Genomic DNA, 22319 nt, shown 5'->3' with positions numbered 1-22319 from the left:
GGGTGGGTCATCGCTGGACTGAGTTGGGAACAGAAATCAAGGTGGGATCCGCATCCTCAGGTCTATCTCGGGCGGGTTGAGCAGGGAGCGCCTCTGGGTTCGGATCCCCGCTCAGGAGCGGCTTGCGGTAGAGGGGCACCGTAAAGGTGACGGTGGATCCCAGCCCTTCGCCCAAGCTGTAGAAATTGATCTCCCCTCCCATCGCCTCCACCAGGCGTTGGCTGATGGCCAGGCCCAAGCCGGTTCCTCCATATTGGCGGGTGGTGGAACCATCCACCTGCGTGAAAGCCTGAAACAGCTTCTGCTGCTTTTCCAGCGATACCCCGATCCCGGTGTCGATGACGCGGATGCGGGCCAAACCCGGGTTGCCGGGCAGGATATCCGCCCGCACGGTTACCGAGCCCTTGGGGGTAAACTTGATGGCATTCCCCACCAAATTGAGCATCACCTGCAACAGACGCTGATAATCTCCCAAGAGCAAAATCTGATCTGCAGTGTTGGGCAAGTGAAAGCTCAGTTGTAGGCCCTTCTGGCTGGCCTGCAGGCTAGTCTTGGCCTCCACATCCTTAAACAAGGCTCGCAGGTCGCAGGGCTGGAACTCCAACTGCATTTTGCCCGCCTCGATCTTGGCGATATCCAGCACATCGTTGATTAGGGCCAGCAGGTGCAGGGCAGAGCGATAGGCCTCTTGCAAAAAGTCCAGCTCCTCTTCGCGGTTTTCGGCCATCCCGTCCAGCACCAGCTTGATAAAGCCGATGATCCCGTTGAGAGGGGTGCGCAGCTCGTGGGAGGTGTTGGCTAGGAATTGGCTTTTCAGTTGGTTGGCCGATTCCGCTTGGGCACGGGCCTGCTCCAGCTCCTTATTTTTCTGGCGCAGAGTTTGGTTGGCTAACTGCAAGCGGGTTGCCAGTTGGCGACTTTGATCCAGCAAAATGGCGTGGGCAATGGCTGCGCCCAGGTAGGTGGCAATGCTCTGGAGTACCTGAATGTGGCTTGGCTGCCAAACAGGAACCCTGTTCGGATCCAATACTTCCAGCCAGAGCAGGCTGTTGGCGTAGCCCTGGTAAGACATGGCAATGGCCAGATGTCGCCCCGCCTCCACCGGTTCTTCCTGTCTGAGGGCCTGCAACAAATGGGGGTAATCTGCCAGCTTCAGAGTCTGGTGGAGCAGGGAGGGATCCCCAGGATGGCGGCGGTACTCGGCATTGACCGTGAGGGAGTCTTGCCCCACCTCGTAGAGGGCCATCAGGCAGCGATCTACCTCAAACAGTTGCCCCAACTGCTCCACGGTCTGCTGGCACAGTTGCCGGATATCCAGGGAATGCCGGATGTTGCGCACCAACTGCGTCGTGATCCCCTGTACCGGATCGGCCGGGAGAGCATGGGGCTGGCTGTTGGGGCTGCTGGTTCCTCCGGCCAACGCAAAAGGCGTAGCCCCCAGCAACTTGCCCACTGCCGCAACCGCCACCACCTCCCCTTCCATGTCCCGTACAGGGTTGAGAGAAAGATGCAGATGCAACTTGTAGCGGGGCGAGAGCACCTGACATTCGTAGGAGAGGGGATCCCCGCTTGCAAAGACCTGGTTGAGCTTGGCTTCGTACTCTCCAGCGTTGGCCACCTCCCAGATTTGCTGTCCGCTCACGATGTGCTGAGGGTGGATGCCATATTTCTCGGCATCTTCCCAGTAAAAACTCCAGAAGCGCCTCTGGCGATCCTGCGTGTAGAACATCGGAGTGGGTCGGAGGGCGCCCATTTGGGATGAAGCCACCATTGCGCTAGGGGAACGTAGGCCAAAACTCAGGTTTTTCCAGAGGAAGCCGGGCTGGCCGGATCAGAGGCCGGGCGGGTTAGTGGGGCAGAGTCCTTGTTGAGGCGGGCGAAGATCATGCGGCCTGCTGAGGTTTGAATGGCGCTGGTCACAACCACAGAGCGGGTTTTGCCCACAGAGCGCTGCCCTTCTTCCACCACCACCATGGTGCCGTCTTCCAAGTAGCCTACCCCTTGACCTGGCTCTTTTCCTTCGCGGGTGATCTTGATATCAAAGCTGTCGCCGGCAACATAGATGGGCCGCAGCGCCTCGGCCAACTCATTCACATTCAGCACCTTGACCCCCTGCAGAGCCGCCACCTTCTTCAGGTTGTAATCGGTGGTAAGCAGCGCTCCCCCCACGGTTTGGGTGAGGCGCACCAGCTTTTCGTCCACAGTGCTCAGATCCGGATAGTTGGCTTCGTGAATAACGAAACGATCGGGGTAGGCTTCTCGTAGAGCCTGCAGCGTATCCAAGCCTTTGCGGCCCCGCTCTCGTTTTTGGGCATCGGCCTTGTCGGCGATGGTTTGCAATTCCGTCAGCACAAAGCGAGGAACCACCAGGGTTCCTTCCAAAAAACCTGTCTCGATTAACTGAGCCACTCGGCCATCGATGATGGAGCTGGTGTCCAAAACCTTGGCCGTGGCAGCCACCACATTGCCCTCCGCCCAGAGGGCTGCCTGCAAAGCATAGTTGGGGTTAAACAGCCGCAGCAGCGAGGGGCCGTGGGTATCGGCCAGGCTGACCCCCAGATAGGCAAAGGCCAAGCTGAAAAAGACCGAAGCCAGTGGCTCGAGGAACCTGTTGAGTTGGGGAGGCAAGGGCAGCAAGTACACAGGAGCCATGGCCAGATTGGCGATCACCAAGCCGATCACCAACCCCACCGAGCGGCTGATCAACACGTCCGGCGGCAAGGAGCGCACATTGGCCTCAAAGCGACGGTAGCTCCAGCGCACCAGGGATCCCAAAGCCAGCCCTGCCAGCACGCCAAAGCCGCTGGTGACGACACGGGCTCCTTCCACATTGGCCCCCTGAATGGCGGCAGGAGGGAGCAAATCCAGGCCGTAAAACCCGAGACCAGCCCCGGCCAACATGAAGATCGCGATCAGTAAAGCGTCTAGCATAAGAAAAAAGACGGCCCTGCTGAGTGGGTGATGCTGCTGGGAATAGGCAAATCTGCTTCCTTCTCATTCTAGTCGTCTGGTGTTGGAGGGATCCGGACAACCAAGCCAGCCCTCCCCCAGAAGGATTCAGACTATGCTGAAATCATAGCGATCCCTTGCCGACTTGAGGGATCTGTGGAGAAACCGCTACAATCCAAATCTCAACGAGGCTAAAAGCAACCATGGCACAAGCACTGGAACTCAATACCGAGAACGTCGAGAAAGTCCTGAACGAGCTGCGTCCTTACTTGATGGCCGATGGGGGCAATGTGGAACTGGTGGAAATCGATGGCCCGGTGGTCAAGCTGCGCCTGCAAGGGGCCTGTGGAGCCTGCCCCAGCTCAACCATGACTTTGAAGATGGGCATTGAGCGCAAGTTGCGGGAAAGCATCCCCGACATTTTAGAAGTGGAGCAGGTATTCTGAGAGGCCCTGTAGGTTTTTGTGAGATTCCTTTAGGGTTCTTTATCATGTGTTGGATTATGTGCCTTGATAAATAGCCTCGATAAATAGCCTCGGGTGGCTCTCTGCTCCCCACTTCTTTCTTCTGTGCCTTCTTCAGAGCTAGCGCATGTCTGTTCTCCTCTCCATCGCCATTCTCGCCCTGCTGATCCTGGTGCATGAGGCAGGCCATTTTGCGGCAGCCAAACTCCAAGGGATCCACGTCAACCGCTTCTCGCTGGGGTTTGGCCCGGTGTTGTGGCGATACCAGGGCAAGGAGACAGAGTACGCCATTCGCGCCCTGCCGCTGGGGGGCTACGTGGGCTTTCCTGACGAAGATGAACATTCTCCCTACCCCCCCGACGACCCGGATCTGCTGAAAAACCGCCCCGTGCTGGATCGCCTGGTGGTGATGAGTGCGGGGGTGATGGCCAACCTGCTCTTCGCCTATCTGGTGCTGGTGTTGATGTTCGCCTCGGTGGGGATCCCCTCGGTAACGCGCCTCCATCCCGGCATTCTCATCCCTCAGGTGATGCCCGATAGCCCGGCGGAGCGGGCCGGCCTGAAGGCAGGGGATGTGGTGTTGCAGGCAGCCGATCGCGATTACAGGGGGATTGCCGACGAGACGGCGGCCTTGGCAGCTCTGAACGATTTTCAGGTGCTGATCCGCAGCAGCGAGAACCGGCCCATTCCCCTGGAGGTGCAGCGTGGGGAAGGGGATCCCCTGCAATTGACGGTGATCCCAGAGGTGCGGGGAGAGACGGTGGCCATTGGAGTGACCTTGGCCCCCCACCAGGAGGTGACCTTGCGTCCCCCTCAGAGTGTGGCTGAGATCCTCACGGAGGCGGGAAATGCCTACCAGCGGGTGGTGATGCTCAATCTGAACGGCCTGCAGCAGTTGGTTCAGAATTTCCAAAGCACGGCTGCTCAGGTCTCCGGCCCGGTGGGGATCGTCAAGATTGGGGCGGATCTGGCCCGCGATGACGCCGCCAGCCTGTTTAATTTCACCGCTTTGATTAGCATTAACCTGGCCTTTCTCAACCTGTTGCCCCTGCCTGCCTTGGACGGGGGACACATTGCCTTTTTGATCCTGGAGGCGATCCGCGGCAAACGGCTGCCCAAGCATCTGGAGGAGCGGGTGATGCAGACGGGCTTGGTGTTGTTACTGGGATTGGGGGTGGTGCTGATCTTCAAAGACACCCTCGCCATTGTGACCGGGTCAGGCTAGGGGAAGATGGCCAGCAAACGGGCCCTGCGCCAGCGAGCTTTGGAGATCCTGCTTCGGCTGAAGCGCCACTACCCCAACTCCACCTGTGCCCTCCACTACCGGACGCCGCTGCAACTTTTGGTGGCAACCATCCTCTCCGCTCAGTGTACGGATGAGCGGGTGAATCAGGTAACGCCGGAGCTGTTTCGTCGCTTCCCGGATGCCCAGGCCCTGGCGACAGCGCCGCGAGAGGAGATCGAGGCTCTCATCCATTCCACCGGCTTCTATCGCAACAAGGCCAAGCACATTCAGGAAGCCTGCCGCAAGATCTTGAGCGATTTCGGTGGTCAAGTGCCCCGCACCATGCCGGAGCTGCTCACCCTACCCGGTGTGGCCCGTAAGACGGCCAACGTGGTGCTGGCCCATGCTTTTGGCATCCATGCCGGGGTTACCGTCGATACCCATGTCAAGCGCCTCAGCCGCCGCCTCGGCCTCACTGAGCACGAGGATCCTGTGCGCATCGAAAAGGATCTGATGCAGTTGTTGCCGCAGGCGGATTGGGAGAACTGGTCTATCCGTCTGATCGACCACGGGCGGGCCATCTGCACTGCCCGCAGGCCTCTGTGCCAGCAATGTTTTTTGGCGGATCTCTGCCCCAGCGCTCCCCTCCTGAGACCGGCGGCACCGGATGAGAAAATGGATAAAAAAGCTACAAAAGCCTCGCCGGCCTGAGAGGATGGTTTCTAGGCGCCCCGCGTGGCTGAGCCCCCCATTCTTCCGGCGCTTGTTTTGGCCGCCTCTCGCCCTAGAATAAGCTCCATGCAGGATAAACCCATGTCAGTCGCGCCCCCCGTTCTGGTCATTGCCGGCCTGACGGGAGCCGGGAAAACTTTGGCCATCCAGCAGTTGGAACAACTGGGGTACACCGGCCTAGAAGGGATCCCGCCTGCCCAGGTGATCCCCTTGGTTGAGGCGATGCGGACCCATCACGCTGCTTTGGCCATCAGCTTGAATCTCCACGCCCAGGAGTACCGGGATCAAGTTCCCACCCTGGCTGCTTGGGTGCAATCGCAAGGGATCCCTTTCCTATTCTTGGAGGCCCGCTCCCCAGTGTTGCTCAACCGTCTCAGCGCCCACCGCCGTCCCCATCCCTACGGGGAAGCTGCCGGTTTGTTGGAGGCCATTGAGCAAGAGCGGCTGGCTCTGGCCCCGGTGCGGGAACGCTGCACCCACTGGTTGGATACCTCCGACCTCAATGCCCAGCAACTGCGGCAGCAATTGCAAGCTTTGGTGCAAGGGATCCCCCAGCCCCTCAACCTAAGGCTGGTCAGCTTCGGTTTCAAATACGGCGTTCCCCCCGATGCCAACTTGCTGTTCGATGTGCGCTTTTTGCCCAACCCCTTCTTTCAGCCCCATCTGCGCCGCCTTACCGGGCAGGATCCCCTGCTGCAGGAGTTCTTGTTTGCGGATCCCATCACACAATCCACCTACCAGCACATCTTGTCCCTGATCAAAGCGTTTTGGCCCCACTACCGCGCAGAGCGTCGCCCCCACCTGACTTTGGCTATCGGCTGTACCGGCGGTCAGCACCGCTCGGTGGCCCTGGTGGAGCGCCTGGCCCAGGATTTGCAGCCTTGGACTGTCCCTGCCGGCAACCACGTTCTTCCCGACCTGAATGTTCAGGTTCAGCATCGCCATCTGCTCGACTCTCAGCGGGAGCTGGAAGCCCGCTTTGGCCCGGCGCCCGGCGAAGCCGGCGTTGCCCAGCAACAGGTTAGGATCCCTTTGGCCGGCGTTCCTGCACCTTCCCATGCCTAAGCCCCTGCCCAGCAACAAGTCCGCCGCTTGGGGCATTCGCCGCCGCAAGGCTGCTTGGCCGGGAAGTGGCTGGAAATGGCTCTTTCCCGGTTTAGCCGTTAAACGCTGGCTGAGCCTGGCGGTTGGGGGCGTGCTGCTGATGGTGCTGGGCATTGCCATCTGGACGGAGTTGACCCCCATCTTTCGCTTAAAACGGCTGATCGACATCACCCTGCGCCTGATCACCACTTGGATCCCGAACAACATCAGTGGCCCCCTGGTGACCGGGATCGGGCTGATGATGGTGGTGCTGGGGTTTCGCAGCGCCATGCGCTCCATCGAGGATGTGCTGATCCCCGAGGGAGATGAAGCGCTGGTGGATAAGCTGTTGTCGCGGCGGCGTCTCAGCCGTGGTCCCCGCATTGTGGTACTGGGGGGCGGCACCGGCCTCTCCAACCTGCTGCGGGGTCTGAAGCGCTACAGCTCCAACATCACAGCCATTGTCACGGTGGCCGATGACGGGGGATCCTCAGGGCGTCTGCGGCGGGAGATCGGCGTTTTGCCCCCTGGCGATATCCGCAACTGCCTCACTGCTCTGGCCAACGAAGAAAAGCTGCTCACCGAGCTGTTTCAATATCGCTTCCAGTCGGGGGAAGGGTTGAGCGGCCACAGCTTCGGCAATTTGTTCATCACTGCCCTCACCGCGGTAACCGGCGGCGACTTGATTCGGGCCATCACTGCCACCTCGCAAGTCTTGGCCATTCAGGGGCGGGTGCTGCCGGCCACCCTGGCGGATGTTACCCTCTGGGCGGAGCTGAGCGATGGCCGCCGCGTGGTGGGAGAGTCCAACATTGCCAAAGCCGGAGGACGCATTTGCCGAATCGGCTGTGACCCCCCCAACCCTCCCGCCCTACCGGAAGTCATCGAGGCTATTGAGGCGGCAGAGTTTGTGGTGCTGGGGCCGGGTAGCCTCTACACCAGCATCATCCCTAACCTGTTGGTACCGGAAATTGTGGAAGCTCTGGCCAAAAATATGGCCCCCCACATCTACGTCTGCAACATCATGACCGAGCCGGGGGAAACCGACGGCTATACTGTTGGGGATCACGTCATGGCTCTGGATCGGGTGGCAGGAGTGCGCCTATTTGACGGCGTGCTGGTGCAGCGGGAGCCACCCTCCCCACGTGCTTTGGAGCATTACCGCCGCAGCGGTTCTGAGTTTGTGGTGTTGGATCCCGACAAACTGGCTTACCTGGGCTGCCGCGCCGTTTTGGCTAACGTCATGCAAGAGGATCCAGAGACCGGCTTGGTGCGCCACAACCCCGAACGCTTGGCTGCAATGCTGATGCGCTGGTTCGACAGACATCGCCCCCTCTAGCTTTGCCCAGGATGTCCTCTGCTGTTATTGCAGGCGGGAATAAGGGCGGGGATAGGGCTTGCGCATCTGTCGAGCCAGGTACACCTGAAAGGTTTGCGCCACCGCCCCTGCCCGCACCAGGGGAACCTCGGCCACAGGCTCGATTTGGGCAAAGTAGTCGCCATAGGTGGCTGGGATCCCTGCCCTCGGCTGGAACAACTTGGAAGTGATGAGCAGCCCATCCTGCCCCAGCCAGTCCTGCGGCTGCGACCAAAAGGCAAAGCCCCGCAAATCTGCATCCAGGCAGGTCAGAGGCTTGTCCGTCAGCGGAGCCAGGGCCATGGCGATCTGACCGCCCAAAAAATAGGCATTGGTAAAAACGAACTCTGCCTCCTCAAGGGCCTGAGCCAGGCGGGGATCCGTCCGAAAGCGCTGCCGCAACTGCTCAATTTCAATGAGCTGAGTAGAGGGATCCTGCTCCACGGGCCACAGGCCCAGCCCGCCAGGAGCCTGCAGCAGGCCATAGCGCACATGGGCCAGCCCCACCCCCACCACCAAGCTGACCATCACCGCCGTCCCCACTAAGGTTCGCTTCGCTCCCGGCCACCGTTCCCAGAAGGATCCCAGCAGCAGCGTCAGCACCCAAAACCCCGGCATGGGCCAGGTGGGCAAGATGGGCCGGTAGCCTCCCATCAAGGTAAAGGCCAACACCAGCGGTAATCCACAGGCCAGGATTAAAAGGTGCTTGAGCTCTTCATCCGTCAGCCGCATCCCGCGGAGAATCTGCAGGGCCACCCGACCCGTCCCTGCCAAACTCGCCCACCCCAAAGGGATCCCCAAGCTGGGGAACAGGTAAAAGATTTCAGAAAGGATCGTCAGCCCCAGCGCTTGCAGTTGATACCCTGCCTCCGGCACCGCCCGGCCCGCCTGAAAGCGAAAGGAGACCCAATCCTGCTGGGCGTTCCAGATCAGCACCGGGCTGAAGGCCAGCACAAAACCCAGCACCGCCAGCACCGTCCAGCCCGACCTCAAGGCACAGCGATGAACTGGGCTGAGCAGACAAAAGAGTACCAGGCCGAACCCCAAAGCCAAGCCGTGGTACTTCCCCAAGCAGGCCAGCCCCACCAAGAGACCTGTGAGTGCTAGCCTAGGCCCTGGCCGATAGCGAGCCGCCCCATAGACTCCCAATTTCCCCTGCCCCAAAGGCACCGGGAAAAACTCCTGGCTGGCCACCCATAGGGTTGCTGCCGTAAAAAAGACCAGCGGACTATCCGGCAGGGTCAGCACCCCAAACCCAATCCAAAGGATGGGTGCGATGCTGATGGCCGCCAAGCTGATCAGTCCCGCCCGAACAGAGAAAAGGCGCGCTCCGGTGTAGTAGAGGAATAGGGAAGAGCCACAATACAGCAGCAGGGATCCCAGTCGAATAGAAAAAGCCGACACCTGGCCGGTCAAGGCAGGCCCCAAGCCCGTTGTCCAGGCCACCAGCGGCGGATGGTCAAAATAGCTCCAATCCAGATGGCGGGTGTAGAGGTAGTAGTAGGCTTCGTCAAAGCCCGGCGGCAAAAGGGCAGCCACCAGGCCCCGCATGAACAAGCCCAACCCCAGGATTAGCCAAACCGCTCTAGGCAATGGAGGGGATCCCTATGGGCAGATGGACAGATCTAACTTACCTTGAATACCTCTCGGGGCTACGTCCCTCTAGCAATCTGAGCAATCCGATTTTTTTGTCTCCAGCAAAATGACCGGACGCCCCAAAAGTTGACCTAGCTTCTCGGCCTCTGCCCGCGCCTCTGGTTCCTTATCAGTGTAGCAGACTGACAGCAAAGGTTTCCGCGATTGCAATTTCACTTCTACCGAAAAGAATTCAACAAAATTCCTTTTGGCCTGAACCAAAATCTGCTGTACATCTCCAAAGGAATAAGTTTTCCGCCCTAGCGACCCAAAAGGAGTAAGGTGCTCCTCTTGGATTTGGTACCTAGAGCGGTCAAACGTTAGACGGCGACACCAAAAAGACACCTTCAGCATGAGAGCTCCTACCCAAAGAAGTAGAGCCAGAAATAGCCCTGGAAGGAGAGAATACAAGATCGCAAACACTAACTCCAGTAAGTGAAATCTATCGATATCTATCAAGAGCCGACTCTCTGTACTGTTCACAAAAGAATCAACGCGCCTTGCCAATTCCTGAGCTTCACTTTCACCAAAGGCCAACCAGGCTGGAGTTTCCCCTGTAGGCTTTTCCAGCGTGACATAGTAGCGCTCAGTCCTTTCTCCGTCGTCATCCTCCACAATTTCAGTTTTGACTGCAGCTCCTCTTACATCTATGTGAAGTGTAGTTTGGCTCGGCAAAGGTAGAAACGGCTGGAAAGACACTTCACAATTAACCGTAGACTGGTCAACTCGAAAACAAGTGAAACGGCGCTCACCCTGGGAAGACCAGATCGAAGATAAAGCCATAAAAGGGATGAACGCAAAGAAACAGATAAAAACAAAAGTAGCAAGAGACCCAAGGAAACCTACAGAAGACTCTTGGTACACGCGCTTGTTGTGGCTCTCCTCCACGCATTTCATAGACTTAACTCCGAGAAAGCTGGATTTGTTTAGATTATGGCTTGCTAGTCTGCCGGTCGTCTGTTTCCGAGAATACGAAGCGTTTAAAAAATTATGAAAAGCAGTAAGTCCTCCGGTTTTCGCTGTGCTGTATTCAACTTCCCCTCTCTCCAACCAGGAGCGGAAATTGAGTGGCTGACTGCACGAGGCGCCGGGAAGAGGTTTTAAATAAATCAAGCAAGTTAAAGGTTTGAGCTGTTGAATGTACGCAAGTGAGTTAGGTTTTTCATGTCTTCCCAGTTTCTTTTGAATGTGATTTAAAACTGTGGATCCAAGTGCGAAAAGTCTGAGGATTTGCCCGCACCTAATTCATGTTCTGAGGCATTAATTAAGTTATCTCCAACACTTAAATTATCTCCAACACCTCTAAAATTTCTTGGGCTGCTTTTCGGGATCCCAAGGTCTTTCCCAGAAGCTGTGGGGTGGCATAACAGTGGGATGAGCGCCAAACTAGCGGTGGTGCTCATGTGAGGATTGCAATGGAAGGCAGACCTAGGGCTAGGGTAGGGCGGCCTGTGCCGAAATCTCTGGAGACAAGGCAAAATGGCCGGCAACTTGCTCAACGGCGCCGACGCAGAGGTTCTTGGATCCCTTCACCGCGAAGCTCTAGGCAGTGGGGAACAGCGCTGGGATGGCTCTTGGGGGAGCGGATCCCGACGGCCCGCCAGCTTGACTTTCGCGCCGGCATGACCGGACTGGCTTTGATCATCGCCCTATTTGTAACAGGAGCACGTCTGGTTTATTTGCAACATCAACAGGCACCCCTATTGCAGCAGCGAGCCGAAGCCCAGCAGCGAGCCCAGCTAAGACCTTTCATTCCTCGTCGCTCAATTGTGGATCGTCATTCTATTGCCAAGCAGCAGGCAGAATTGCTGGCCGTAGATCGCCCCGTCTATACTCTCTGGGCCCATCCCCGCCTCTTTGGCAAACGCACTCCAGAGGAAATGGCCACCGCTCTTGCTCCCCTGTTGCGGCGTCCAGTAGAGCAACTGGCGCAGCGGCTATCGGCCAATCAGGCAGTGCGGGTGGAGCGCTGGGTATCCCAGGAGGTGGCAGATCAAATTCAGGCTCTGCATCTGGATGGCCTGGAGCTGGTGAGCGAGCGGCAACGCGTTTACCCCCAAAAAGAGATGGCCGCTGAGGTGGTAGGCTATGTAGATCTGGATCATCAGGGCCAAGCAGGAGTCGAATATTCCCGACAAGAGCTGCTGGAGCGTACCGTTCAACCTGTTACTATTCCTCGCGATGGCTACGGACGACTGTTGGCTGCCGAGGTGCCGGAAGGGCTGCTGCAATCTGGCGAGACGGTGCTGCAACTTACCCTAGATATGCGCCTGCAAAGAGCTGCCCGCGCTGCCCTGAAAGTGCAACTGGAGCGGTTTCGAGCCCTGCGGGGCACGGTGATTGTCCTCCAGCCCCAGACAGGGGAAATCCTGGCGCTGGTGAGCGAGCCCACCTACGATCCCAACCGCTACTTTGAGTATGACCCCGGTCTTTTTCGCAACTGGGCGGTAACGGATTTGTATGAGCCGGGATCCACCTTCAAGCCCATCAACATTGCCATTGGGTTGGATGCTGGAGCCTTTACAGCAGATGAACGGGTCTATGACGAGGGTCGGATTCTCATCGGTCAGTGGCCCATTCAAAATTACGACTACCACCAACGAGGGGCCCATGGCTGGATGAGCGTCACGGATATCCTGCGGCAATCCAGCAATGTGGGCATGGTACACCTGATGCGCAAGCTGGATCCCCGCCAGTACTACAATGCCTTGGTGCGGCTGGGGTTCAACGAGCGCAGTGGCGTGGATTTGCCCTTTGAGCCGGCCAGCCGTTTGAAACCGCTGCGACAGTTTGTTACGGTGCCGGTGGAGCGGGCCACTGTCGCTTTCGGCCAGGGGCTGGCCCTCACTCCTCTACAGTTGGCTGCCATGCACTGCATCATTGCCAATGGCGGACTGAAAGTACAGCCCCATGTGGTGCGAGGCTTGGTGGAAAAGGATACGGATACTCTGGTTTGGGGATCCCCGCAGCCGCAGCCGGTGCGGGTACTATCCGAGCAAGCCACGCTGGCAGTGCGTATCCAAATGCGGGATGTGGTGGACTTTGGCACGGGGCAATCGGCCAAGATCGAGGGGTATGAGATCGCTGGCAAAACCGGCACTGCCCAGAAAGCCGGGCCACGGGGGGGCTATTTGCCCGGCAAGCGCATCACCAGTTTTGTGGGCTATTTCCCGGCCATTCGCCCGAATTACGTGATCTTGGCGGTGATCGACGAGCCGCAGGGGGAAGATGCTTTCGGCTCGACGACGGCTGCTCCCGTTGTTCGCTCGGTGATCCAGGAGATCATCGCCCTAGAGGGGATCCGCCCCAACTCTACTTAGCGCAGCCATAGGAACAAGGGGCGAAGGTGGATGCCAAAGGGGGCCCAGACAGTGAGGAAATGAGCGAAATGCCCATACCTCCGGATTGGCTCTTCCTGGAAAAAGCCATACTCAAGACTGGCCACCCACAGAGTCCGACTTAACCTCTGCACTCCTCCAGCTCAGCTTGGAGTTGAGGTAGAAGTTCCAGAATACAACAATACCGATGGCAATTAAGTTGGCCAACAAATAATGAATGCCCAAGCGCTCGCTCAGCAAGGTCACCAGTGAAGTGTTGAGAACCAAGCCAATTAAGCAGATAACGTTAAACTTCGCCAACCGCTTCAGGCGATTCCAGGGCCCCGGCTGCAAGCGGGTCACATGGCGAAAAGTCCACAGGTCGTTCCAGAGGAAGTTATTGAGAATGGCCACCTCCGAAGCAACCAGCTTACTGGTTATGAGATCCCATCCCAAGTTGGCGGGATCGTGCAACACATAGAGCAAAGCCATGTCCACCAAGGTGCCCGACAGGCCGACCGTGCTGAAGCGCAAAAAGGATCCCACCTGCCCTAGCGAAAAGCGCAGCACCATCAGGTGGTGGAGATATTGGAGACAAGTTTGCAGTTGGATTTTGCTCTCCCCCTTTTGGCGCTCCTGAAAGATGTAGCCGACTTCAGCAATGGTTTTCACCCGGCCCCGCGCCAGCACCTCGATCAGCAGCTTGTAACCCTTGGGGTTGAGCGGGATCCCGGCAATAGACTGGCGTCTGACCAGGAACAGTCCGCTCAACGGATCGGAAACACGGCTGAAAACTCCCGGCAGCAGAACCAGCCCAATCCATTGGGCCCCGCGGGAGACAATGCGCCGGCCCAGGCTCCAGTGGCTCACCCCTCCCGATGGTGCATAGCGGCTGCCCACCACCAAATCTGCCCCTTTCTGGATGAGCGGCCACAATTTGAGGACAATCTCCGGCGGATGCTGCAAATCCCCATCCATAACCCCCAGCACCTCGCCGCGGGCAGCCTGCCATCCCCGCAGCACGGCAGTGGCCAGGCCTCGTTCGTGGTGGCGACAAATGACTTGCAGTTGAGGGAATTCTTTTTGCAATCCTTGGGCCACTTTGGCAGTGTAATCGGGGCTATTGTCATCCACCACAATCAACTCATAGCTTCCAGGCAGAATCGTGTCTAGGTGGGCACACAATTGTCTGACCAAGCTGCCAATGCTAGAGGCTTCGTTGTAGGTGGGAATGACCAGCGAAAGTTGCACAGGGCTGGACTGAGACAGAGGTGGAATCTGAAAAGGAGCTGCAGAAGCTTTGGGATCGCCAGAGGAAGTAGGAGCTCCATGAAGCATTCAGCAGGCCATCCAAAAACAATAAAACAAAAATCCTCCGCCTAGGGCTGCAAATCCTAGGACTGCCTTGGTTCACATTGGATCCACAGAACGATCCCCTATCGTACTGATCGATGAGCCGCAGGGCTAGACCTTTCTCCACCTACTTAGCTTCTGAGGACTCCGTCTCACTGACGCGAACGGGAGAGGTCACCTGGCTAAGGGGATCCCGTGGAGTGGCTCATCGACACCGGGATCTGGGCCTGAGCAGAAGGAGTCTCAGGCAGCGAGGGGGCAGGGGTGAAACTGGGATAAGGAATGCGCTCGTGGTTGGATTCCCGCCAGACCTCCACGAAAGCGTCTGCCACCACCTCCAAATCCTCCAGCGTCAGCCCACTATCAACCAACTGGCCATCTTGCCAACGGGCCTGGGCAATTTTGCGGACAACAGCTTTTGCCCGCTCGACCACATCGGGACCGAAGCCATCGCTCAGAGTCATGCTGCGCAGGGCGGCTTCACAGGCATCGGCCATCATCACCACCCCCGTCTCCTTGCTCTGGGGGATCGGGCCATCGTAGCGGAACGGCTCTTCGGGTACGGGCTGACCCCCGGCTTTCATCTGGGCTTGATGGTAGAAATAGGCAATCAGGATCGTCCCCTGGTGCTCAGGGATAAACGCCTGGACGGCGGTAGGCAGATTATATTGCTTGGCCAGGCGCAAGCCATCGCTGACGTGGGCCTTGATAATCTGAGCACTGCGATAGGGATCGTCCAGTTGGGTGTGGGGGTTGAGGCTGCCCATCTGGTTCTCGATGAAGTAGCGGGCCTGCAGCATCTTGCCGATGTCGTGGTAAAGAGTGCCGGTGCGCACCAGCTCCACGTTGAGGTTCAGCTTCTGGGCAGCCCGTTCTGCCAAAGTGGCCACAAGCAGAGTGTGCTGGAAGGTGCCGGGGGCCTCTGCAGCCAGCCGCCGCAGCAGCGTGCGATTGGGATTGCTCAACTCGATCAGACGAATGGGGGTGGCTAAGTCAAATAGGCGCTCCAGGTAGGGGCTGGCTCCCAGGGCAACAATGCTCCATCCCAAGCTGGTTCCCCCTGCCAAAGCCATGGCCAACAGGTCGATGCCACCGGTGGTGGCCAAGCTAACCGCCCCGTAGGCCAGCATCTGCACCGCTGCCGCTCCTCCTCCCAACAAGGCCAGCTCTTCGCGGGAACGGGAACGCCCGGCCAAGGCAGAGGCCACCACGCTGCCGGAGAGCAAGGGTACAAGGGTGAGCAGGTTGGCAGAGGAGACCAAGGGCAAAAACAACGCCTGGCCCACCACCACCACCAGGCCCAGCCCTGCCCCGTAAAAACTGCCCAGCAACAGCCCCACCGCCGGCAAGGAGCTGAACTCCAGCTTGAACAAGGCCGCCAACAGGGGAGCGGTCAGGGAAACCATGAGGATCAACACTCGATCCCGGCGGCGCAACCCTGGCCGCAAGCGTTGCTGCAGAGGCACAAAGACAGCCAGGCCCAGGCCCATCACGCCGGCCACCCCCACCAAGCCCCAGACGTTGATCCCGCGCTGGGTAAGCCCAAAGTGGTCCAAGATGAGAAAAATTTCGGGAGTGATGAGCTGATCTGCTCGCACGATCACCTGGTTCTCGGCAACCGAGATCAGAACCGGCTCGACTTTTTCCAGCTCGGCGCGGATGCGCTGCTCGGTGCGCTGGGGATCCACCTCCACATTGGGAATGAGCACCTGCTGCAGCCACTGATAGACCAGCCCTTGCAACTCCTGTCGTTGGGCGGCGCTGCCCGGAAAAATCAAATCGTCCAGTTGGGCTTGGATCCCTTCGGCGCGAACTTCGCGGGGCAGGCCATCCACAATCCCTATCTTCTGCAGGCGCTCCAAGACCCGCCGGCTCAAGGTTTGCAAATGCTGCCAATCCGCATCTGCCAAATTGAGAACGGTGGCCGGAACAGGGGGGGTGAGCTGCTCCAGAGCCGGCAAAGCTGCCCGATAGCGCTGCTGCGCCGCTTCCACCTGGGCAATCAACTGGGTATAGGGATCCGTCGCCGCCATCTGGGTGGCCGATCCGTCCAACCAGACCCGCTGCCAAACCTCGACAAGCTCTTGCTTGGCCCGCTGCTCCGGAGGAAGCTGCTCCGGTCGCCCCGAAGAAAGCTCTTCCAAAGGAGATGGGGTGGCTCCGCGGATGGCCTCTTGTCGGGCGCGAGCCTGAAGGAGTTCCCACTCCTCTGGGGAAAGCTGGCGCAGGTAGATCTGCGTTGGCAGAGACAGCAACTGGACAGAAACATAGGGCAGAGAACCTGCCTCTTGGCGGATGGCCTCCACCTCAGCCAGGAGACCCTCCAGGTTTTGCCGCATGCTGTCGTTGGCGGTGCTGTTGATTTTGAGGGCCTGAACCACCCGCCGTCGCGCCTCAGCTTGTCGGGCCTGGGTAGCCTCCACATCTTCGATCTCCGCCGCAGCAGGGGCGAGAAACGTCTGCGGGGAGCGGCTGCCGACGGTCAGTTGTGGTTCGTTGTAGTAGCGGATCCCGTGGACGGCAGTGAGGGAGAGAAGCGCGAGGGCATAGCCGGCAATCCGCTCCGAAAGGGGGGGCCTGCTCTTTCGAGGGGAAGCTGCCTGGCGTCGCCGAGTCCAGTGTTCCGCGTTCGCGTCGGTGGCGCGAAGGGCTTTGGGCGTGAGCGGGTTTTTCATGGATTGGCCTGGCAGCGTCTTTCTCTTTTCTATCCCCTTTTGGCCGGGTAGCCCAGGAAGAGGATCTCAATCGCCGATGGTAATCTGCCCAATCATGCCCGCCTCAGCGTGGCCGGGGATGGTGCAAACCAGAGAATAGACCCCAGATTTCAGAGGAATAAATTGCCACTCCACCGAAGCGCCTGGCTTCAGCTCCAGTTCTCGGATCTGGCCCTTGATTTCCACACCGGCCACTTCCAACTTACGGGTCCAAACGGCATCGGCAAAATCTTTGGCGCTGAAATAATGTTTCAATTGGCTGGGGTTGCTCAGGCGGAGACGGTAGAGGCTGCCGTTGCGAAAAGACAGTTCCTTGGGCACAAACACCAACTGATTGTCGGCAGTACCCAACTCAATAACCTTCTCCTGCGGCGTTTGTCTGGAGAGATCCCGCGCCTGCGCCAGGCCAGGGATCCCAATCATGAGAACCGATAGCCAAATTCCCAACACCAGGAAACGACAGAACCTGCTTAACATGGCAACACCATGGAATCAAAAACTCTCTCCCGCTGAGGGGAGTAGCTTGGAAACTCAAGATAGCAGCTCGAGCGGTGGGTGGAGAGATTTTGCCGCTGCGGCTGTCTAGCCCTCTACATCCGTGTAGAGCCGCACAGTTAGGGCTTCCCCTCCGTCTTCGGGTATTTCGCCCCTCATTTCAAGGGCTACCGCAGCGGCGTAGCCACCGGCAACCCGAAGGGGTAGGGTTACCCAGCAAGAGTCCCCGTCCAAAGCTCTGGAGCCGGCCAGACCCCTGCCTGTTCCCTTCAGGAGCGCCTCCTTTTGTGTCCACATTTGAAAGAAAAGGGCATCCCGCTCTGGAGCTGGACAGCTGGCCAAACGGCCCTGCTCAGCAGCCGAAAAATAGCGTTGGGCGATGCGCTGCCAGCGGAGCACAGGCCGAACCCATTCCAGATCCACTCCAATGCGGTATTGCCATCTCAGGCCGATCAGGACGCGCTCGTGGGAGTGGCTGAGGTTGAACTGCAGCGGTAGGGGTGGATCCCGCCAGTAGGGTTTGCCGGTAGAACTGTGGTCGAGGGGGATCCCCTGGGGCGGAATGCCGCTGTAGCGGCTAAGCAAGCTCCGCAACCCAAGACGACCGGCCAGAAAGCGGCGCCGATCTGCCGGCAGTTGTAAACGCTCTGCCCGCCGACATTCTTCAGGGGAAAGAAGGCCGAGCTGGGGGAGCAACTTCTCCAACGGGGGGACTGTCTGCAGCCAAAGATGCACCTCTGACTTTCCCGACAACGGCTGCAGGGATCCCCCTGTGGCGACTGCTACCTCGCTGAAGTTGGATCCAGACAACTCTGAAAACTGAGGATAGGGTAACATGGCCTTGAATTGGTGGAGTTGGCAACACCACCCAGACAGTACACCCTTTCCTGTACGCGCTCGCGAGGCCTGGTCTGACCTGATGCCCTCCTTCCACTATCCCCCCCGTCCTGACCGTGTCCGCGCAGCTCGTCAGCAGGCTATTCGTCAGGGGATCCTCTGGCTGTTGTTGGGGTTCACGGCTGTGTTGGCGGGTTCTGCCGGTGCCCTCCTGGCCGTGATGTTGCCCCGTCAGGTGATCCCAACTTCCCTCACACCTGCAGAACAAGAAGCCTTCCGTCCCGATGCCTTACGGGCTGCGGCTCTGGATCGCTCGTTGCATATCCTCATTCTCGGCACAGACAACCCGGATCCCACCCTGCCCTTGCCCACAGAGCGAGATCGCTTCCACACCCGCAGCGACACCATTCTCTTGGCCCGCTTTGATCCCCAGGCGCGGCGGATTACCGTTTTGTCCATCCCCCGCGACACTCGTGTGCGCTTGCCCGGCTTTGGCGTGACCAAGATCAATGCTGCCAACTTGGCAGGGGGCCCGGCGCTGGCGGCCCAGGTGGTCAGCCACTTGATGGGTGGGATCCCGATTGACCGCTACATTCGCCTCAATACCGATGCTCTGGAAGAGCTGATCGACGCGGTGGGCGGCGTGGAAATCTACGTGCCGGAACCGATGCAATACGTGGATCACACCCAGCAGTTGTTTATCCACCTGGAACCCGGCTGGCAACGCCTCAACGGGGAACAAGCCCACCACTTTGCCCGCTTTCGCCGCGATCACCTGGGATTGGGGGATATCGGTCGGGTGCAACGGCAACAGGAATTGCTGCGGGCCCTGAGCCGGGAACTGCTCTCCCCTGCTGTCTGGCCGCGGATCCCAAAGATTTTGCAGGTTATCCGCACCAACCTCGATACCAACCTCACCTGGGAAGAGGTTCTGAGCTTGGCCAAGTTTGTCCTCACCTCTGGGGGCGATCGCATCGACCTGGTGCTGTTGCCGGGCCGCTTCAGCCAGCCGGGAGAATTTTCCACCAGCTACTGGCTGCCGGATCCAGCCGGGATCCGACGGGTGGCCGTCTCCCACTTTGGCCTGGAGGCAGAGGTAGCCCGCATTCCTCCACACCGCCTGCGCATAGCCGTGCAAAACGCAACCGGAGAGCCGGGGATGGCCCGCCGTATGGTGCAAGAATTGGTGAGGCAAGGATACGTCCATGCTTTTGCTGTGGAAGACAGCACCCAGGTGCTGCAGCAAACGGAGATCCTCGCCCAGAGCGGGGATCGGGAGGGGGCTAAACAGATCCGCGCCGCCATCGGCCTAGGAGAGATGCGGGTAGAGTCCACCGGCGTTCTCAACTCCGACGTCACCATTCGGATCGGCCAGGATTGGGCCCAACAACTTGCTTTGGATGAAGCGCTCCGCACCACTGATGGGAACGGCCAAGCCCAAGCTCCGCCCGGAGCCGCTCAGCTCTAGAGAGCCGGTTCGGTTGCGAGTGCGGATTTCCGAAAAAGAGCCTGCTTGTCGGGGACTTTTCGGTCTCTGTAGATTAGCACTGAGCTTGTTTGAGTGCTGAGCCACCTATGACCGTGCTGGAACAGGGATCCATCACCATCCACACCGAGAACATCTTTCCCATCATCAAGCAGTCTCTCTACTCGGATCGAGAGATCTTTTTGCGGGAGCTGATCTCCAATGCTGCTGATGCCATCACCAAGCTGAAGATGGCCAGCCTTGCCGGCGAAGTGGCAGATCTCCCAGAGCCGGAGATTACGATTGCCCTCAACAAGGAGGCCAAGACCTTAGCGGTGGCCGATAACGGCATTGGCATGACTGCCGAGGAAGTGAAAAAATACATCAACCAGGTGGCTTTTTCCAGCGCTGAAGAGTTCATTCAAAAGTACAAGGGCAAAGACGCAGAACAGGCGATTATTGGCCACTTTGGTCTGGGATTCTACTCCTCTTTTATGGTGTCGCAGCGGGTGGAGATCGACACCCTCTCCTATCGGCCCGGCAGCACGCCGGTGAAGTGGGCTTGTGACGGCACCACCACTTTTACCCTCTCCGATTCCGAGCGCTCCAGCATCGGCACCACCGTTACCCTTTACATCACCCCCGAAAACGAAGAATACCTGGAGCCAAGCCGCATTCGGGAATTGGTTCGCAAATACTGCGATTTCATCCCCGTTCCCATCAAATTAAACGGGGAAGTGATCAACAAGCAAAAGCCCCTGTGGAGAACTTCACCTTCCGAACTCAAAGATGAGGATTACCTAGAGTTTTATCGCTACCTCTACCCCTTCCAAGAGGATCCCCACTTCTGGGTACACATCAACACCGACTATCCCTTCATCGTGCAAGGGATCCTCTATTTCCCCAAGTTGCGCCCGGATATTGATCCCACCAAGGGTCAAGTCAAGCTGTTCTGCAATCAAGTCTTTGTCCAAGATAACTGTGAGGAAGTTATCCCCAAGTTTCTCCTGCCTCTGCGGGGGGCCATCGACAGTCCGGATATTCCCCTCAACGTCTCTCGCAGCTTCTTGCAAAATGACCGCACCGTAAGACGCATTGGGGATCACGTTGCCAAAAAGGTGGCGGATCGTCTCAATGAACTATACAGGGAAGATTACGAAAAATACGTCAAGGTCTGGCCCGACATCAGCCTCTTTATGAAGTTTGGGGCGATGAACAATGACAAGTTCTTTGCCCAGATCAAGGATATTCTCATTTTCCGAGTGGCCGGATCCCCTGCTGACAAACCCGAATATGTGACCCTGAAAGCGTACCTGGAGCGCACCCGCGACAAGCAAAACAAGCGAGTTTACTACGCCACCGATGAGGCGGCCCAGAGCGCCTACATCGATCTCCACCGCTCTCAAGGGCTGGAAGTGATCATGTTGGATAGCTGGATCGACAGCCACTTCAGCAGCTTTTTGGAGCGGGAATACAAAGAAGAAGGGATCCAATTTAAGCGGGTGGACTCTGAGCTGGATGAAACGCTGGTGGATAAAGACAAAGCCGCCGAAATTGTGGATCCGGTAACGCAAAAAACCCGCAGCCAAAAGTTGATCGATCTCTTCCGACAAGCCCTGGGCAAAGACAAGTTGCAGATCCAAGCAGAAGCTCTTAAATCAGAGTCGGTTCCGGCCATGATCTTGCTGCCGGAGACGCTGCGGCGCCTACAGGAGCTCAACGCCGTTATCCAGCAGAAGCCGCTGGAGTTTCTGGAAGAGCACACGCTGGTTCTGAACACGGCCCATCCCCTTATCCAAAACCTGCAGTCTCTTGCCGATCGGGGGCGGGATCCCGACTTGGTTCACCTCATCTGCAATCACATCTACGATTTGGCTTTGATTACCCAGAAAAGCTTTGACCCGGCAGCCGCGCGGGCCTTTGTGCAGCGCTCCAACGAAGTGCTGACTCGCCTCACCCGCCCTCAATAGGCAGCGCTGTCCAGGGTAGACTGCAGGGCTTCCGCTCCACCGGGCAGAGACGGACGGGATCCGGCCCCGTTGCCGCTGTGGCCGTAGCTGCCTTGGAGCACGGGGGCAACTTGGCGCATCAGCGTCGCCATCTCCAGGGCACTCATGGCGTATTCCCAACCTTTGTTGCTCTTGACCCCGGCCCGCTCCAGAGCCTGCTGCAGGGTATCGGCGGTGATGATCCCGAAAATAACCGGCACTCCGGTACGAAATCCTGCCGCCGCAATGCCCTTGGAGACCTCCGCTGCCACATAGTCGAAGTGGGGAGTTTGCCCGCGAATCACTGCCCCCAGACAGATGATGGCATCATAACGGCGAGATTGGGCCAGTTGGTGGGCCAGCAAAGGCACCTCAAAACTGCCCGGCACCCAGTAGTAGTCCACTTGCTTGCTCTCCGGGCCGACATCCACACCATGCCGCTTCAGCGCGTCCTGGCACCCTTCTAACAATTTGCCGGTGATTAGGTCGTTAAACCGACCGATGACAATGGCCAGACGCAGATCCTCCGTCTGAACAAAATTGCCCTCGTAAACTGCCATCTGCGCTGCTCCAGACCTACCCAAGAGAAGAACAAGCGGGCCGACACGGCAAAACCACGCTTTCCCATCCTAATTCAGTAAACTACCCGACCCTGACTGCTTCGCAGTACAGGGCGGGCTTTCGGTAGCCCTGCAGTTGGCAAGC

General features: G+C 58.4%; 18 protein-coding genes. 9 read left to right on the top strand and 9 right to left on the bottom strand.

Features of this window, described 5'->3' with window-relative positions; translation table 11 throughout:
- Positions 1–7 precede the first annotated feature (7 nt).
- On the bottom strand, positions 8–1753 hold the full coding sequence (locus tag NW840_RS12625; RefSeq protein ID WP_414344644.1) for a sensor histidine kinase: 1746 nt from the start codon (positions 1751–1753) through the stop codon (positions 8–10).
- Between the two features lie 44 nt (positions 1754–1797).
- On the bottom strand, positions 1798–2931 hold the full coding sequence (locus tag NW840_RS12620; RefSeq protein ID WP_414344643.1) for a PIN/TRAM domain-containing protein: 1134 nt from the start codon (positions 2929–2931) through the stop codon (positions 1798–1800).
- Positions 2932–3152: 221 nt separating this feature from the next.
- On the opposite strand from NW840_RS12620, the gene NW840_RS12615 reads away from it, so the two are divergent.
- The 5 genes from NW840_RS12615 to NW840_RS12595 all read left to right on the top strand — a co-directional run bounded on the left by NW840_RS12615 (position 3153) and on the right by NW840_RS12595 (position 7792).
- Positions 3153–3395, top strand: a complete 243-nt coding sequence (locus tag NW840_RS12615) for a NifU family protein (RefSeq protein ID WP_011432622.1) — start codon at positions 3153–3155, stop codon at positions 3393–3395.
- 145 nt (positions 3396–3540) lie between these two features.
- Entirely contained in the window at positions 3541–4638 is a 1098-nt protein-coding gene (gene rseP / locus NW840_RS12610) for an RIP metalloprotease RseP (protein WP_414344642.1), read from the top strand.
- Positions 4639–4644: 6 nt separating this feature from the next.
- Positions 4645–5349: an endonuclease III gene (gene nth / locus NW840_RS12605; RefSeq protein WP_414344641.1), complete on the top strand. Its 705-nt coding sequence runs from the start codon at positions 4645–4647 to the stop codon at positions 5347–5349.
- 102 nt (positions 5350–5451) lie between these two features.
- On the top strand, positions 5452–6435 hold the full coding sequence (gene rapZ / locus NW840_RS12600; RefSeq protein ID WP_414344640.1) for an RNase adapter RapZ: 984 nt from the start codon (positions 5452–5454) through the stop codon (positions 6433–6435).
- A complete protein-coding gene (locus tag NW840_RS12595; protein ID WP_414329013.1) occupies positions 6428–7792 on the top strand; it encodes a gluconeogenesis factor YvcK family protein in 1365 nt (454 codons plus the stop codon). The genes rapZ and NW840_RS12595 overlap by 8 nt, the downstream gene beginning before the upstream one ends.
- A gap of 24 nt (positions 7793–7816) precedes the next feature.
- Here NW840_RS12595 and NW840_RS12590 read toward each other — a convergent pair whose 3' ends face one another.
- On the bottom strand, positions 7817–9403 hold the full coding sequence (locus NW840_RS12590; RefSeq protein ID WP_414344639.1) for an ArnT family glycosyltransferase: 1587 nt from the start codon (positions 9401–9403) through the stop codon (positions 7817–7819).
- 69 nt (positions 9404–9472) lie between these two features.
- Positions 9473–10342: a hypothetical protein gene (locus NW840_RS12585; protein WP_414344637.1), complete on the bottom strand. Its 870-nt coding sequence runs from the start codon at positions 10340–10342 to the stop codon at positions 9473–9475.
- Positions 10343–10924: 582 nt separating this feature from the next.
- On the opposite strand from NW840_RS12585, the gene NW840_RS12580 reads away from it, so the two are divergent.
- Together NW840_RS12580 and NW840_RS12575 are read left to right on the top strand one after the other, a co-directional pair.
- Complete coding sequence (locus tag NW840_RS12580; RefSeq protein WP_414344636.1) at positions 10925–11071, top strand: hypothetical protein; 147 nt, start codon at positions 10925–10927, stop codon at positions 11069–11071.
- Positions 11020–12765: a peptidoglycan D,D-transpeptidase FtsI family protein gene (locus NW840_RS12575; protein WP_414344635.1), complete on the top strand. Its 1746-nt coding sequence runs from the start codon at positions 11020–11022 to the stop codon at positions 12763–12765. The genes NW840_RS12580 and NW840_RS12575 overlap by 52 nt, the downstream gene beginning before the upstream one ends.
- Before the next feature lie 111 nt (positions 12766–12876).
- Here NW840_RS12575 and NW840_RS12570 read toward each other — a convergent pair whose 3' ends face one another.
- The 4 genes from NW840_RS12570 to NW840_RS12555 all read right to left on the bottom strand — a co-directional run bounded on the left by NW840_RS12570 (position 12877) and on the right by NW840_RS12555 (position 18161).
- Positions 12877–14013: a glycosyltransferase gene (locus tag NW840_RS12570; protein ID WP_414344634.1), complete on the bottom strand. Its 1137-nt coding sequence runs from the start codon at positions 14011–14013 to the stop codon at positions 12877–12879.
- 284 nt (positions 14014–14297) lie between these two features.
- Positions 14298–16790 carry an HD family phosphohydrolase gene (locus NW840_RS12565; protein ID WP_414344632.1) on the bottom strand — a complete coding sequence of 831 codons (2493 nt, stop codon included), beginning with the start codon at positions 16788–16790 and terminating at the stop codon, positions 14298–14300.
- 66 nt (positions 16791–16856) lie between these two features.
- Positions 16857–17306, bottom strand: coding sequence for a plastocyanin/azurin family copper-binding protein (locus tag NW840_RS12560; RefSeq protein ID WP_414344631.1), 450 nt, complete (start codon positions 17304–17306; stop codon positions 16857–16859).
- A 105-nt stretch (positions 17307–17411) separates the two neighbouring features.
- Positions 17412–18161 carry a 4'-phosphopantetheinyl transferase family protein gene (locus NW840_RS12555; RefSeq protein WP_414344630.1) on the bottom strand — a complete coding sequence of 250 codons (750 nt, stop codon included), beginning with the start codon at positions 18159–18161 and terminating at the stop codon, positions 17412–17414.
- On the opposite strand from NW840_RS12555, the gene NW840_RS12550 reads away from it, so the two are divergent.
- A complete protein-coding gene (locus NW840_RS12550) occupies positions 18160–19629 on the top strand; it encodes an LCP family protein (protein ID WP_414344629.1) in 1470 nt (489 codons plus the stop codon). The genes NW840_RS12555 and NW840_RS12550 overlap by 2 nt on opposite strands.
- A 107-nt stretch (positions 19630–19736) precedes the next feature.
- On the top strand, positions 19737–21596 hold the full coding sequence (gene htpG, locus NW840_RS12545) for a molecular chaperone HtpG (RefSeq protein WP_414344628.1): 1860 nt from the start codon (positions 19737–19739) through the stop codon (positions 21594–21596).
- Here the strand turns inward: htpG and ribH are convergent.
- Positions 21590–22174: a 6,7-dimethyl-8-ribityllumazine synthase gene (ribH, locus tag NW840_RS12540; RefSeq protein ID WP_414330323.1), complete on the bottom strand. Its 585-nt coding sequence runs from the start codon at positions 22172–22174 to the stop codon at positions 21590–21592. The genes htpG and ribH overlap by 7 nt on opposite strands.
- Between the last annotated feature and the right edge of the window lie 145 nt (positions 22175–22319).

This window comes from Synechococcus sp. R5-13, from assembly GCF_047462015.1.
In the GTDB taxonomy this organism is placed as follows: Bacteria; Cyanobacteriota; Cyanobacteriia; order Thermostichales; family Thermostichaceae; genus Thermostichus.
The sequence above is the reverse complement of the archived record's forward strand: the minus strand, read 5'-3'. Positions and strand labels throughout refer to the sequence as shown.

Bases quoted from the DNA above. Each gene is read 5' to 3' on its own strand.
- NW840_RS12625 (WP_414344644.1), bottom strand. From the start codon at position 1,753: ATGGGCGCCCTCCGACCCACTCCGATGTTCTACACGCAGGATCGCCAG.
- NW840_RS12580 (WP_414344636.1), top strand. From the start codon at position 10,925: ATGGCCGGCAACTTGCTCAACGGCGCCGACGCAGAGGTTCTTGGATCC.
- rseP (WP_414344642.1), top strand. From the start codon at position 3,541: ATGTCTGTTCTCCTCTCCATCGCCATTCTCGCCCTGCTGATCCTGGTG.
- NW840_RS12620 (WP_414344643.1), bottom strand. From the start codon at position 2,931: ATGCTAGACGCTTTACTGATCGCGATCTTCATGTTGGCCGGGGCTGGT.
- nth (WP_414344641.1), top strand. From the start codon at position 4,645: ATGGCCAGCAAACGGGCCCTGCGCCAGCGAGCTTTGGAGATCCTGCTT.
- NW840_RS12595 (WP_414329013.1), top strand. From the start codon at position 6,428: ATGCCTAAGCCCCTGCCCAGCAACAAGTCCGCCGCTTGGGGCATTCGC.
- rapZ (WP_414344640.1), top strand. From the start codon at position 5,452: ATGTCAGTCGCGCCCCCCGTTCTGGTCATTGCCGGCCTGACGGGAGCC.
- NW840_RS12615 (WP_011432622.1), top strand. From the start codon at position 3,153: ATGGCACAAGCACTGGAACTCAATACCGAGAACGTCGAGAAAGTCCTG.
- ribH (WP_414330323.1), bottom strand. From the start codon at position 22,174: ATGGCAGTTTACGAGGGCAATTTTGTTCAGACGGAGGATCTGCGTCTG.
- NW840_RS12585 (WP_414344637.1), bottom strand. From the start codon at position 10,342: ATGAAATGCGTGGAGGAGAGCCACAACAAGCGCGTGTACCAAGAGTCT.
- NW840_RS12555 (WP_414344630.1), bottom strand. From the start codon at position 18,161: ATGTTACCCTATCCTCAGTTTTCAGAGTTGTCTGGATCCAACTTCAGC.
- NW840_RS12565 (WP_414344632.1), bottom strand. From the start codon at position 16,790: ATGAAAAACCCGCTCACGCCCAAAGCCCTTCGCGCCACCGACGCGAAC.
- NW840_RS12560 (WP_414344631.1), bottom strand. From the start codon at position 17,306: ATGTTAAGCAGGTTCTGTCGTTTCCTGGTGTTGGGAATTTGGCTATCG.
- NW840_RS12550 (WP_414344629.1), top strand. From the start codon at position 18,160: ATGGCCTTGAATTGGTGGAGTTGGCAACACCACCCAGACAGTACACCC.
- htpG (WP_414344628.1), top strand. From the start codon at position 19,737: ATGACCGTGCTGGAACAGGGATCCATCACCATCCACACCGAGAACATC.